We start from the raw sequence: 13,670 nt of genomic DNA on the forward strand, positions 1-13,670 counted from the left end.
GATATAGTTATTTGAGGTATTAGCAAAGGAGGATCTCCTTGCTTGCCAAAGTAAAAAGCGCAGGCCTGTTTGGAATAGATGGCTACATCATAGAGGTAGAGGTAGATATATCCAACGGGCTTCCGACATTTGACATCGTGGGGTTGCCTGACACCGCTGTAAAAGAATCCAAAGAACGCGTTAGGGCGGCAATAAAAAACAGCGGTCTTGAATTTCCTGTAAAGCGCATCACCGTTAACCTTGCACCTGCAGATACCAAAAAAGAAGGGCCGGCCTATGATTTGGCCATTGCCGTATCAATACTGCTGGCGACAGGTCAGATTCCATATCATCCACTTGCGCACAGTATCTTCCTGGGCGAACTTTCGCTTGATGGAAGCATAAGGCCCATACACGGTGTGCTCCCTGCACTTTTATCAGTGAAGGACCAAATTCCAAGCGTGGTTCTGTCACCCCACAACGCTCCAGAAGCAAGCCATGTAGAGGAAATAGATGTCTACGCGGTGAGCTCTTTAAATGAGCTTGTATCTGTTTTCAGGGGTGAAACCACCATAACGCCTTATAAAAAATCGCACTACTTGGGCAGTTATGATGTTCATAAAGCAATGGAGGACTTTGCCGATGTAAAGGGCCAAGAAGGTGCAAAGCGTGCGCTGGAGATTGCGGCGGCCGGGGGCCATAACGTGATCATGATTGGGCCACCCGGCTCAGGCAAGACCATGCTGGCTCGAAGGATGCCGTCGATACTACCAGAGCTCACCTACGAGGAGTCTCTGGAAATCACAAAGATATACAGCGCTGCTGGGCTACTTGAAGCATCTGACGGTATCATAAGAGTGCGGCCTTTCCGTGCGCCCCACCACACAATCTCGGCGGCTGCGTTGATAGGCGGTGGCAAGCTTCCCAAGCCGGGCGAAATCAGTTTGGCCCACCATGGCGTATTGTTTTTGGATGAATTGCCAGAGTTTAAAAGGGATGTACTTGAGGCGCTACGACAGCCGCTGGAAGACGGCAAGGTAACCATATCGCGATCCAACGGCACAGCCGTGTTTCCAGCTTCTTTCACCCTTATTGGCGCAGCCAATCCCTGCCCCTGTGGATTCTTCGGTGACAGCTCCAAGGAATGCACTTGCACACCAATGCAAATAAACAGGTACTTAAGCAGGATATCAGGACCGCTTATGGATAGATTTGACATTCAAATAGAAGTTCCGCCCATACCATTTGAAGAGCTTGTCGGCCATCGGACACCCGAAACCTCCAAGACGATAAGGGAGAGGGTAAACAAGGCACGACAAATCCAACTTGAACGCTACAAAGGCGAAGGCATATTTTATAATGCCCAGCTGAATTCCAGGTTGGTGGAAAAATACTGCGCTTTAAACAGCGCTCAAAAAAAGATGTTGCGCCAGGCTTTTACATCGCTTAACCTAAGTGCGCGGGCATATGACAGGATACTGAAAGTCGCTAGAACCATAGCAGACCTGGAAGGGTGCCGTAATATAGAGGACCATCACCTGGCTGAAGCCATACAGTACAGGAAACTAGACCGTAGATTTTGGCTGCAGTGAAATTTACGGTGCCTCCAGCGTTAATGCCCCCAGCCTGCCGGCGCGGTAATCCCCAAGCAGCTGTCTGGCTCCTCTGTCCACATCCGGATTGCCGCCGGTACGAATCCACTTCTGGCTCAAGCATATGGCTTCCAGCACGCTATAGCCGTCCATGCCCTCTATGTTCTCAATACCATACCTGTTTTGAATTGCTTGAGGATACAGGTCTCTCAATGTATCGATAAATTTTACAGCCACTTCTACCATATCTATTACGTCATCGCTGATGGAGCCTATGTATGCCAGGTGCAGCATAGCTGTTTGGTCTTCTGCTCTGGGCCATAAAAGCCCAGGGGTGTCGAGAAACTCCACATAAGGATGGACTCTTATCCATTGTTTTCCACGTGTTATGCCAGGTTTGTCACCCACCTTAGCCTTGGCACTTTTGGCTAAACCGTTAATCACGGTGGATTTACCCACATTGGGTATTCCCACCACCATCGCCCTTGTCGTTTTGTGGATTCCCTTCTGCTGGTAAATAAGCTTTCGCTTTTCTTCAGCAAACTGTATTATGCTTTTTCTCAGCTGGTTTACATCGTTCATATCAAGGCAGTTGACAGCTTCTACCCACAAATCCTGGCTCTTAAAAAAATCGACCCAGCGCTGGGTCATAATAGGGTCAGCCAGATCTTTCTTGTTGAGAAGTATCAACCGCTGTTTATTCTTGCAAAGGGCCACAAACTCGGGATTAGTGCTGCTTCTTGGAACACGGGCATCGCGCACCTCGATGATCAGGTCTACAAGCTTAATATTCTCCTGGATGACCCGTTTGGCTTTGCTCATATGGCCCGGATACCAGTGAATGTGCCGACTCATGTTGTCTCCCCTTCATTTAAATATTGTTACAGCCCATACAGGCCATATCCTTATTTTTGCTTTACCTATGACATTTTGCATAGGTATAAAACCTACGTGGGAATTCCTGCTGTCGCGGCTGAAGTTCCGGTTATCCCCCATTACAAATATGGTACCCTCAGGTACCACAGTCTTGGGATACTCCCCTATGGTCGGCTCGGCGATGTATGGCTCTACCAATGCCTTACCATTTACATACACTTTGCCGTCTTTTATCTCTACAGTATCACCCTCAATCCCTATTACCCTCTTTATATAGTTTACACGAGGGTTGTCGGGATTTTTAAACACCACAATGTCCCCTCGTTCAGGGTGCCCGAACTTGTAACTCAGCTTGAGCACAATGAGCCGATCGCCTGATTCCAGGGTAGGGTGCATGGATGACCCTTCTACCAGCACAACGTCAAACACGAACATGCGCAATAAAAATGCGAGTAGCAGTGCTGTAACAATGGACTGAAGCCACTCCGCCCATTCGCTCTTTTTCGCTTCTTCCATTCGATTCACCCGTCTTTGCTATTATTATATCAATTACGTGACGTCCTCCCCTCAATTCATTGAGGGGCATCCTCAAGCGGATGCACATATAAGGTTACCCTCGTGCTTCGGCTCGGCGACGCCATGCCATCCCAGGTGGTATGACACAACCGCGGGCCGCGCCACACGGCCACTACTCCCCTTCACGGGAGATACCTTATATGCCTTCTCGTAAATGTTCAGCGCACCGTTTACGTCCGACTGTGCACTCCACCCGCAGGAACATACATACAGGTCCCGCTGTATGCATTCCGAAATAAAATGGGAGGTGGCTATGTGCAGTAACTGCTCTACCTGTTTTCTTTCCATATGCGATATCTCTTTCCACCTGCGGGAGTTCTACTGGAGACTTGCCCGCATCTTCTGCCAATAGCGCCTTATGGCCTAAAAAATAACCAACAGGAGGGATGAGGAATGGCCCAATACAATATATTACCATTGATTCTGAAATTTTGCACCATCTTTTTTAAAAAAGGGTTCTCTAAGATTCTCTAAGAAGATACCTAACAAATCTCGGCATGGGCAAGGAGGTTATATCGTTGAAGATAGTAATGCAAAATGGTAAAAGAAATATACTCGATTGGTCGGAAAACGCTTATAAACTGGGAAAGAGAAGGTTACGCCAGTAAAAGCCGCAGAAAATCGTCAGGAGAAACTGCTTTGACGGGGGAATTATTGAAGTCCTTAACGTTCCGGGTGATGATGTATTCGATTTTCCTACGTTTGGCACATGCGGCAAGCAGTGCATCTTCATAATCGTTAATAGGTAGCTCGAGAGCTCTTCTACAGTCAGAGACGGTGATATCCATAATATTGAAAAGCGTAAAGAGTTTCCGCAGCTCTTCTTTGCATCTTGTGGCGTCATGTAAGTATTTTTGCAGAATATAATATATATCCGTAATGCAATTGGCTGTAATGTATGCGTTGATCTTTTCTTCAGCAGCCATAATAAACAGTTTTTGTGCGGCTTCGTTAAAAGGGGAGCGGGAAAGCATGGCGTCAAGTATCACATTGGTGTCAATCAATACGTTCATGACGTCTCAGCCGCTCCCTTCTGGCTTGTTCCAGCGTTATGTCAGCGGGTAATATACCAAACAGCGACTTTGCCATCTCAATTTTATCTTGCTTGATACTTATAAGCTTTGCAATTTTTTTGCCGTTTTTAGTGATATATATATCCTCTTTAGCAGCAAGGGCTAAATATTTACCGATATTGTTTTTAAACTCTGTGGCTGTTATTATCATACGCCAACCCCCTTTCGATTTGTACAAAAAATATTATTCGCATTGGCTAATATTATTATACAAAAATTGTGCGATTACATCAACACAAAAACTCCGGAATGAACAAAGCGAGGTAATGCTTAGTAAAAGGCGAGGCCGGATAAGGGAATTGAAGTTAAAGAGAAATGGTAAAATCTAGTCAAATACAGCCCTCTTTGTTCAAAAGGCATTGGTGATGTGGTTAAAGTGGTATGAGCCATCACGGCTTATCATCACTTCTACCACGTCAAATCGGCAGCTAGAGTTTTTTATCCCCTTCTCTTTCATGTAATACTGTGCTATTTTAAAGTATTTCTTTTGCTTTTTAAAGGTCACCGATTCGGCTGGTAAGCCAAAGCCCAAGCTGCGCCTGGTTTTTACCTCTACAAATACCAAAGTGCCATCTTGCTGTGCTATGAGGTCTATCTCTCCTACAGGGCAACGGTAGTTGTGCTCTAGGACATTTAAGCCTTTATCGCGCAGGTATTCTGCTGTCCTTTCCTCACCCCACCTGCCGAGTGCTTTTCTGTTCAACTTCAAAGGCCTCCTTTCCCATTGCTGCTTACACGCTTTCTGGCTGCTCATTTTGGCATTTCCCCAAGAGCTATGCGGGTATGTTTATAAATTTGAAAAGGTGCGATACACCATGTCTCTCAAGTTTGGGGGGAAAATAAGGGTATCTCTGCAATGCCCCCTTTGAAGCTGCGGCACACGTCGATTTATGGGGCTGTGAAACTGGTCCGCACAATAGCGTTATAAATTTTGTAAAGGTGGGCTGCTCAGAAATTTTTCGCAGAAGGTTCTGCGGTGTATGGGAGATAGCCCAAACCTCTTTATGTTCTCTATATGCTCTTCGGTGCCGTATCCCTTGTGTTTTTCAAAGCCGTATTGCGGATAAACTTCAGCCCATCTCATCATTTCCCGGTCTCTGGTGACCTTAGCGATTATGGATGCGGCGGCAATGGCCTGCGAGCGTACATCACCTTTTACCAGAGAGAACTGCGGGATTGAGCAGTTTTTGAGAACAAGGGCGTCTATAAGCAGACAGTCGGGACGGGGATTGCAGGTCAATACTGCCTGCTCCATGGCCTTGCGCACGGCGTTGAGTATGTTGATCCTGTCTATTTCTTCTGGTTCTACACGGCCTATGCCCACAGCAACCGCTGTAGACATTATTGTGTCATACAGCTGTTGGCGCCTTAAGGGTGAAAGCCGCTTGGAATCCCTGACGGTGCCGGACCCTACTATGCCTTCGATAAGGGCCCATTTTGGCAGAATGACGCAGGCGGCCACTACGGGACCGGCCAGCGGCCCACGGCCCACCTCATCAACGCCCCCTACCAGTTCATATCCCATATTCCAAAATTTGATATCTTCAAACCATGTATCCGTTGTTGCGCTCAATTCTACCACCGTTTTATCTCTGTTTCTTAGGGAAAATTTTATCACAGTTTGCCAGAGTTTGACAAGAAATTCGAGCTGGAAAATGGGGGTTGGTAACTATTGCTTGACGGACCAATGTATCGAATGTATCATAAGAGATGAAAAAGTCGGTTTGTATGGAGGAGAATTGTGGTGGAGGATATTGAGGACAAGGTCTACTGGATATGGTTGTCCAGTATACCTGGCATAGGCGCTAAGCGGTTTTACTACCTCGTAAAGAGGTTTGGCAGCCCTAGGGCGGTGTGGGAGTGCGGTGATGAGGACATTTTGGATGCGTGCGGATTGATAGGGGACAGGGTGGCACAAAACCTCATAACCCACAAAAGCATGGCATACCTTGAAAAGGCCCAAAAAATTGCTGAGGACCCTGAGATTGAGGTAATAACTTTAATTGAGGATGAATATCCTAAACTTCTGAAGACAATATATGACCCTCCACCAGTGCTTTATTGCAAGGGACAACCTCTTAGGGAGACACCGTATATGGTTTCTATCGTGGGTTCAAGGAGGACTTCGGAATACGGCAGGCAAATGGCTGAAAGATTGGCTTATGACCTTTCGTGTGCTGGCGTTACTGTTGTGAGCGGCCTTGCCCGTGGCATAGATGCCATGGCGCATAGAGGCGCTTTGCGAGCCGGTGGTTATACCATCGGGGTCCTGGGGTGTGGAGTGGATGTGGTGTATCCTAGGGAAAATAAGAAGTTGTTTATGCAGGTGCAGCAACAAGGCACCTTGATAAGCGAGTATCCCCCGGGTACACAGCCTGCTGCCGGCAATTTCCCGGCAAGGAACAGGATCATAAGCGGTCTATCCCAGGCGGTGTTGGTGGTTGAAGCGGGTAATACCAGCGGAGCGCTTATCACAGTCGATTTTGCTTTGGAGCAGGGCAGGGAGGTGTATGCACTGCCTGGCAATGTTACCAGCCCTTACAGCAGTGGTACAAACCAGCTGATAAAGGAGGGAGCCAGGCCCATCACGTGTGCCGATGATATCCTGGAAGACCTCGGCATAACCGTGAATAAGGAGGTCAAGCGCCCTTCGGTTACTTCCTATCAGCTGGATATTTTTGAGGCAGAAGTATATAATGCTCTTGAGGATGGCGAAAAACAGCTTGAAGAGCTGGCAGCCATCACGGGCTTTGAGATAGGTAAACTGAACGCTATTTTGACCCTTCTGGAGATGAAGGGTATAGTAAAGCAACTGCCTGGTGGGAAGTTTGTTAGGCAGCTCATAATTTGAATGGAGGGATAAAGTGGCACAGGATTTGGTTATTGTGGAATCTCCTGCTAAAGCTCGGACCATAAAGAAGTTTTTGGGTAATAAGTATAAGGTTGAGGCTTCAATGGGGCACGTCAGAGACCTGCCCAAAAGCCAGCTGGGAGTGGACATCGAAAACGATTTTGAACCCAAGTATATAACCATACGGGGAAAAGGGGATATAATAAACAGGCTTAAGAAAGAGGCGCAGAATGCGGAGAGGGTGTATCTGGCTACCGACCCTGACAGGGAAGGTGAGGCCATATCATGGCATCTTGCCCACCTTCTGGATATAGACCCAAACAGTACTTGCAGGATAGAGTTTCATGAGATTACGCAGCAGGCCATAAGAAATGCCATAAAGCATCCAAGGGCCATCAACATGTGTCTGGTGGATGCCCAGCAGGCACGGAGGGTTTTGGACAGGGTTGTAGGATACATGATAAGCCCTTTGCTCTGGCGAAAAATAAAGGGTGGGTTGAGTGCAGGCAGGGTGCAGTCAGTGGCCACCAGGATGATATGCGAGAGGGAACGGGAGATCCAGGAGTTCGTCCCCGAGGAATATTGGATAATAACCGGGCGATTTGTGAAAGAGGATGGCAGAACATTTGAAGCTGATTTTTACGGTACGGTTGATAATAAGGTTACACCTAAAAGCGAGGAAGAGGTAAAAGGCCTCGTTGAAAAGCTCCGGACAGCGAAATACGCAGTTCATGGGGTTAAAAGGGGGGTAAAAAAGCGGAGCGCTCCACCGCCTTTTACCACCAGTACACTTCAACAGGAGGCTTACCGAAAGCTGGGGTTCACCACTCAAAAGACCATGATGATTGCTCAACAGCTCTATGAAGGGGTGGAAATTAGAGGCGAGGGCGCAGTAGGGTTGGTGACATACATCCGTACCGATTCGACGCGGATTGCCGAGCAGGCTCAAAAGGAAGCGCTGGAGTATATAAGGAAAAAATATGGGCAGCAGTATGTTCCCGAAAAGCCCAATCAATATAAGAGCAAGAAAGGCGCTCAGGATGCCCATGAGGCCATTCGTCCCACCTCTGTGCTGAGGGAACCGGAGGCCATAAAGGACTCGTTGACTTATGACCAGTACAGGCTTTACCGTTTGATATACGACAGGTTTTTGGCCAGCCAGATGGCACCTGCATTGTATGATACCATGACGATAGAAATCGTCGGGGATAATGGTTATCTGTTTAGGGCAACCGGTTCACGCAAGACCTTTGCCGGTTACACCATTATATATATGGAAGGCAGCGATAACGAAAAGCCTGAAAAGGAAAACGAAGATGTGGAGCTTCCGGAGGTGAGCGAGGGCGAGAAGCTAAGTTTGGAAGAGGTATTGCCCGAGCAGCATTTTACTCAGCCGCCACCAAGGTATACCGAGGCGTCGCTGGTCCGTGCCCTGGAGGAGATGGGCATCGGCAGGCCCAGCACTTACGCTCCCACCATTTCAACTATTATAGAGAGGGGATATGTGGTAAGGGAAAAGAAAAGCCTGGTGCCCACCGAATTGGGGTTTATAGTAAACGACCTCATGATGACTTATTTTCCAGATATAGTGGATTACAAGTTTACAGCGGAGATGGAAAAGCAATTGGACGAGGTGGAAGAGGGGAAGAAGGACTGGCGGGAAATAGTAAGGGAGTTTTATATACCCTTTAAGGAATTGCTTAAAAAGGCCGATGAAGCCATATCCAAGATAGAAATCAAGGAAGAGGTATCGGATGTCAAGTGTGAGAAATGCGGTGCAAATATGGTGATAAAGGCTGGCCGATATGGCAAATTTTTGGCCTGCCCCAATTTCCCGAAGTGCCGCAATACAAAACCGTATGTGGAGGAGATTGCAGCGCGCTGCCCCAAGTGCAACAGCGCCATAGTTGTGAAGTACACCAAAAAGGGGAAAAAGTTTTATGGCTGTGAAAACTATCCCGAGTGCGATTTCATATCATGGGATATGCCGGCTGACCAGAGATGCCCGGAATGCGGTGCTTTAATGGTGGTAAAACAAAGGAAGAATGGAGAAGAGTACCTTTTATGTACCAACAAGGAGTGCGGATACCGCCAGGAAAGAAGTGAGGTAAACTATGAATAAGGTTGTCGTGATAGGCGGCGGGCTAGCTGGGTGCGAGGCGGCATGGCAGCTGGCAAGGGCAGGCATTTCAGTTGAACTGTATGAGATGCGTCCTTGCAATATGACGCCGGCCCATCATACAGAATATCTGGGGGAGCTGGTGTGCAGCAATTCGCTGGGGTCCTTTAGGCTGGAGAACGCCTCTGGCCTTTTGAAAGAGGAAATGCGACTGCTTGGCTCGCTGGTCATTGAAGCGGCCGACGCTACCAAAGTGCCAGCCGGGGGAGCGCTGGCGGTTGACAGGCAACTGTTTGCCCAATACATCACGGATAAGATACAAAGCCATCCGAATATTTCATTGATACGTGAGGAAGCAAAATCAATACCACAGGATTGCTATGTGGTTATAGCCACCGGACCACTTTCATCGCCAGCCATTTCTGAAGCCATAAAGCGACTGGTAAAGGAAGAATACCTTTATTTTTTTGATGCCGCCGCTCCCATAGTGGTTCGAGACTCTCTGGACTTTAGCAAGATATTTAAGGCATCAAGGTATGGCCGCGGAGAAGACTACCTCAACTGTCCAATGACCAAGGAGGAATACGAGAGGTTCTGGCATGAACTGGTGAATGCAAAGACGATAGAGCTTAAAGAATTCGAGGATGAAAAGGTGTTTGAAGGGTGTATGCCCATTGAAGTGATGGCCAAACGGGGCATAGACACACTGCGGTTTGGGCCTTTGAAGCCAGTGGGGCTTCGTGACCCACGAACGGGGCAGGAGCCGTATGCAGTCGTACAGCTCAGACAGGACAACCGCATGGCTACACTATATAACATGGTGGGTTTTCAGACCAATTTGCTGTTTGGTGAACAGAAGCGGGTTTTTTCAATGATTCCGGGCCTTGAAAATGCCGAGTTTGTCCGCTTTGGGGTGATGCACCGCAACACTTACATCAATTCTCCCAAGCTGCTCAACTCGTATTACGGTTTAAGGACTAACCCGTATATATATTTTGCTGGTCAAATAACTGGGGTGGAAGGGTATGTGGAGTCGGCATCCAGCGGCCTGGTGGTAGGGATTAATCTGGCGCTTATGCTTCACGGCAGACAGCCCATAGATTTTCCGGATACCACTGCCATTGGAGCGCTGGCACATTACATATCGGATCCACGCATAGAGAACTTCCAGCCCATGAACAGCAATTTTGGCATCATTGCCCCGCTTGATAAAAGGGTGCGCTCAAGGCGCGATAGAAACCTGATGATTTCTGAGCGGGCGCTCAATACCATCAAACAGCTCATAGAGAGCAGTGGGCTGGATTCTGTCAGAAAACATTGAAATTTTTGAAAAATTGTGATAATATGGGTATGTTTAATTAAGAAGGGAAGGGGAAGTCGCGGATATGCTTAAGGGGACTACCATTATCGCGGTGCGAAGGGGTGACAAAGGAGCCATCGGTGGTGATGGCCAGGTGACTTTAGGGCAAAACACCATCATGAAACAGAATGCCCGCAAGATACGCAGATTGTATCACAACAGGGTAGTAGTGGGGTTTGCCGGTTCAGTAGCAGATGCTTTTACATTGAGCGACAAGTTTGAGACCAAGTTGGAGGAGTATTCGGGTAATCTTCAACGGGCAGCCGTGGAGCTTGCCAAAGAGTGGCGTGCCGATAAAGTATTAAGAAGGCTGGATGCAATGCTCATTGCTATAGATTCAAAGGATTTGCTTATCATTTCTGGCACCGGCGAGGTCATCGAGCCAGATGATCAAATTGCTGCTATTGGTTCGGGTGGCAATTATGCTCTGGCGGCCGCCAGGGCGCTTGTGGCCCATACTCAGCTTGAGCCGGTAGAGATAGTCAGAAAATCGCTGGAGATAGCCTCTTCCATTTGTGTTTACACCAACAGCAATATATACGTGGAAGAGGTATAAAAGGAGGGGAAAGGCGTTGGCAGAATATTACACTCCCAAGGAAATAGTAGAGCAGCTTAATAAGTACATAATCGGGCAGGACAAGGCCAAGAGAGCTGTGGCCATAGCTTTGAGGAACCGGTATCGCCGAAGCAAACTCGACCCCAAGTTGAGGGATGAGATAACGCCAAAGAACATAATACTTATAGGACCTACCGGCGTTGGTAAGACCGAGATTGCGCGGCGTTTGGCCAAGCTGGTCAATGCGCCTTTTATAAAGGTTGAGGCCACTAAGTATACCGAAGTGGGCTATGTGGGTCGAGATGTGGAATCCATGGTCAGGGACCTTGTGGAAGAAGCCATTCGCATGATAAAAAGCAAGAAGATGGAGCTGGTGAGGGAAAAGGCAGCTCAAGCTGCAGAGAATCGCATACTGGATATACTCCTCCCCTCCAAGAGGAAAAGGGCCCAAAGCCCGTTGGGCATGCTGTTCCCGGTGGATCAGCCAGAGGTTGAAGAGCATGATGCTGATGATTCCATGGCGCATACCAGGGAGAGGCTCAGGGAAAAGCTGCGCAGTGGTGCTCTGGAGGATAGCCCTATAGAGATTGAGGTGGAGGACTCGGCATTTGCCAGTTTCGGGTTTATTCCCGGTATGGGCAATGAAGAAGTGCTGATACAGATACAGGATGTATTCGGCAACCTATTCCCCAAGAGGCGCAAGAAAAAAAAGACCACTGTCCGGGAGGCTCGCCGTATATTTGAGCAGGAAGAGGCTCAAAAGCTCATTGACATGGACGAGGTGATAGAAGAAGCCATTCAGGCTGTAGAACAGCATGGCATAATATTCATAGATGAGATAGATAAGATAGCCGGCCGTGAAAGCGGAGTAGGGCCCGATGTTTCCCGTGAGGGCGTACAAAGGGATATACTGCCCATAGTAGAGGGAACGACTGTGATGACAAAGTACGGTCCGGTGAAGACCGATCATATACTGTTTATTGCGGCTGGCGCCTTCCATGTGTCTAAGGTATCCGACCTTATCCCCGAACTGCAGGGCAGGTTCCCCATAAGGGTGGAGCTTGAAGCCCTCACAAAAGAGGACTTCAAGCGCATACTTACTCAGACCGAGAATGCCATCATAAAGCAACAGATTGCGCTGCTTAAAGTGGAGGGCGTGGAGCTGGAATTCACCGAGGATGCCATTGATGAGATAGCCGATATCGCCTATATAATGAATCAAACAAGTGAAAACATAGGTGCACGGCGTTTGTATACCGTGGTTGAGAAGCTAATGGAGGATATATCCTTTAATGCAGACAGCTTGGCAGGGCAAAAGGTCGTGATAGACAGGGAATACGTGAGGAACACCTTGCAGGACATGGTGAAACAGAATGACCTTCACAAGTTCATTCTATAGCTGCTGTGGAAAGTGGGGCTTGATATGTTAGAGAGTTTACTTGAACGTATAAGGCGGTTCAATCAAATATTTCAGAGCAATGAGGCAAGCGGTATAGATTTGGCGTATTTATGCGAGATTTTAAGCCAGCTCATTGACAGCAGAGTACTGCTGCTGGATGAGGGTGGCCGCGTTATAGCCTGTGCACCTGCCAATGAGGCAGAAAATGCTGCACAGCGGAATAACGCCAGCTTGATGAAGATCCGCAGCACCGTTGCGAATGTGGTGGAAGATACGCAGGAGGGCAAGCAGAAGACCACCATCGTTCCCATATACTGCAGGGGCAAGAGGCTGGGGACGCTTATATTTCAGCGCCCTGACCTTAGGGAGTTTGTGCCCGATGACCTGGTGCTGGCTGAGTACAGCGCTACTGTCGTGGGGCTGGAGATAATGCGATTGAAGATGGAACATATGGCCGAGGAGGTAAGGAAGAGGTCGACGGCCGAAATGGCCATGGAGACGCTTTCTTATTCCGAAAGAGAAGCAGTAGAACAGGTATTCAAGGAACTGAATGGTACAGAAGGCCTATTGGTGGCTAGCAGGATAGCTGACCGGGCGGGAATTACGCGCTCGGTGATAGTAAATGCTTTAAGAAAGCTCGAAAGCGCGGGAATAATCGAGTCGCGCTCGCTGGGGATGAAGGGCACTTATATTAAGGTGCTCAACGACAAATTCTTATCTCAACTAAACAAGACATGAATAATTCTTGAGTAACTTGTTGAGGAAGAAAGAAGTGGATTTATGTTCAACGGAGAGATGGACAAGATTAAGGAAATACTTAAGGGAAAAGGGTATAAGTTGACGCCACAGCGCAGGGCTACTCTTGAGGTGATCATGAATAACAAGGGTAAGCATATGAGCACGGAGGAGATATACTTTCACGTAAAGAAGATATGCCCTGAAATAGGGCTGGCTACCGTATACCGTACCATGCTCTTGTTTGAAGAGTTGGGAATACTCTATAAGCACAACTTTGATGACGGTAGGAACCGCTACGAGCTGAGCACCTTAAACGACGACCACCATCACCATCATCTAGTATGTTTAAGCTGTGGCAAGGTGATAGAAGTAGAAGAAGACCTGTTGGATTCGCTGGAGGAAAAGATTGAGGAGAAACACAGGTTTAAGATTGTCAATCACAACGTTAAATTTTTTGGCTATTGTTCAAAATGCAGACAAAATGATTAAGGCTACAGGCTGCAGGCATAAAGGTAAAGGCTCCCTTGAAGGGAGCCTTTACTATTTTTTGG

Annotated in this window: 14 protein-coding genes; 8 read left to right on the plus strand and 6 right to left on the minus strand. The window is 47.9% G+C overall.

Going from position 1 to position 13,670, the window contains the following annotated elements:
• Positions 1-38 precede the first annotated feature (38 nt).
• Positions 39-1,571 carry a YifB family Mg chelatase-like AAA ATPase gene (locus JOD02_RS00320; protein ID WP_204485903.1) on the plus strand — a complete coding sequence of 511 codons (1,533 nt, stop codon included), beginning with the start codon at positions 39-41 and terminating at the stop codon, positions 1,569-1,571.
• Positions 1,572-1,574: 3 nt separating this feature from the next.
• Here the strand turns inward: JOD02_RS00320 and ylqF are convergent, their stop codons facing one another.
• The 6 genes from ylqF to JOD02_RS00350 all read right to left on the minus strand — a co-directional run bounded on the left by ylqF (position 1,575) and on the right by JOD02_RS00350 (position 5,714).
• Positions 1,575-2,426, minus strand: a complete 852-nt coding sequence (ylqF, locus tag JOD02_RS00325; RefSeq protein ID WP_204485904.1) for a ribosome biogenesis GTPase YlqF — start codon at positions 2,424-2,426, stop codon at positions 1,575-1,577.
• Positions 2,427-2,438: 12 nt separating this feature from the next.
• Positions 2,439-2,963, minus strand: a complete 525-nt coding sequence (gene lepB / locus JOD02_RS00330) for a signal peptidase I (protein WP_204485905.1) — start codon at positions 2,961-2,963, stop codon at positions 2,439-2,441.
• Positions 2,964-3,619: 656 nt separating this feature from the next.
• On the minus strand, positions 3,620-4,036 hold the full coding sequence (locus tag JOD02_RS00335) for a type II toxin-antitoxin system VapC family toxin (RefSeq protein ID WP_204485906.1): 417 nt from the start codon (positions 4,034-4,036) through the stop codon (positions 3,620-3,622).
• A complete protein-coding gene (locus tag JOD02_RS00340; RefSeq protein WP_204485907.1) occupies positions 4,020-4,247 on the minus strand; it encodes a type II toxin-antitoxin system Phd/YefM family antitoxin in 228 nt (75 codons plus the stop codon). The genes JOD02_RS00335 and JOD02_RS00340 overlap by 17 nt, the downstream gene beginning before the upstream one ends.
• A gap of 198 nt (positions 4,248-4,445) precedes the next feature.
• Positions 4,446-4,799 carry a YraN family protein gene (locus JOD02_RS00345; protein WP_204485908.1) on the minus strand — a complete coding sequence of 118 codons (354 nt, stop codon included), beginning with the start codon at positions 4,797-4,799 and terminating at the stop codon, positions 4,446-4,448.
• Between the two features lie 219 nt (positions 4,800-5,018).
• Positions 5,019-5,714 carry a ribonuclease HII gene (locus JOD02_RS00350; RefSeq protein ID WP_341534498.1) on the minus strand — a complete coding sequence of 232 codons (696 nt, stop codon included), beginning with the start codon at positions 5,712-5,714 and terminating at the stop codon, positions 5,019-5,021.
• Between the two features lie 126 nt (positions 5,715-5,840).
• On the opposite strand from JOD02_RS00350, the gene dprA reads away from it, so the two are divergent.
• From dprA to JOD02_RS00385, 7 genes are all read left to right on the plus strand, one after another.
• Complete coding sequence (gene dprA / locus JOD02_RS00355) at positions 5,841-6,947, plus strand: DNA-processing protein DprA (RefSeq protein ID WP_204485912.1); 1,107 nt, start codon at positions 5,841-5,843, stop codon at positions 6,945-6,947.
• Positions 6,948-6,960: 13 nt separating this feature from the next.
• Positions 6,961-9,069, plus strand: a complete 2,109-nt coding sequence (gene topA / locus JOD02_RS00360; protein WP_204485914.1) for a type I DNA topoisomerase — start codon at positions 6,961-6,963, stop codon at positions 9,067-9,069.
• Positions 9,062-10,387, plus strand: coding sequence for a methylenetetrahydrofolate--tRNA-(uracil(54)-C(5))-methyltransferase (FADH(2)-oxidizing) TrmFO (gene trmFO / locus JOD02_RS00365; RefSeq protein ID WP_204485915.1), 1,326 nt, complete (start codon positions 9,062-9,064; stop codon positions 10,385-10,387). The genes topA and trmFO overlap by 8 nt, the downstream gene beginning before the upstream one ends.
• Positions 10,388-10,451: 64 nt before the next feature.
• Positions 10,452-10,982, plus strand: coding sequence for an ATP-dependent protease subunit HslV (hslV, locus tag JOD02_RS00370; RefSeq protein WP_204485916.1), 531 nt, complete (start codon positions 10,452-10,454; stop codon positions 10,980-10,982).
• A 16-nt stretch (positions 10,983-10,998) separates the two neighbouring features.
• On the plus strand, positions 10,999-12,381 hold the full coding sequence (gene hslU / locus JOD02_RS00375; RefSeq protein ID WP_204485917.1) for an ATP-dependent protease ATPase subunit HslU: 1,383 nt from the start codon (positions 10,999-11,001) through the stop codon (positions 12,379-12,381).
• A 24-nt stretch (positions 12,382-12,405) separates the two neighbouring features.
• Positions 12,406-13,119: a GTP-sensing pleiotropic transcriptional regulator CodY gene (gene codY / locus JOD02_RS00380; RefSeq protein ID WP_204485918.1), complete on the plus strand. Its 714-nt coding sequence runs from the start codon at positions 12,406-12,408 to the stop codon at positions 13,117-13,119.
• A gap of 42 nt (positions 13,120-13,161) precedes the next feature.
• Positions 13,162-13,608: a Fur family transcriptional regulator gene (locus JOD02_RS00385; protein WP_204485919.1), complete on the plus strand. Its 447-nt coding sequence runs from the start codon at positions 13,162-13,164 to the stop codon at positions 13,606-13,608.
• Positions 13,609-13,670: the final 62 nt, after the last annotated feature.

The sequence above is a fragment of the Caldicoprobacter guelmensis genome, from assembly GCF_016908415.1.
Classification (GTDB): Bacteria; Bacillota; Clostridia; order Caldicoprobacterales; family Caldicoprobacteraceae; genus Caldicoprobacter; species Caldicoprobacter guelmensis.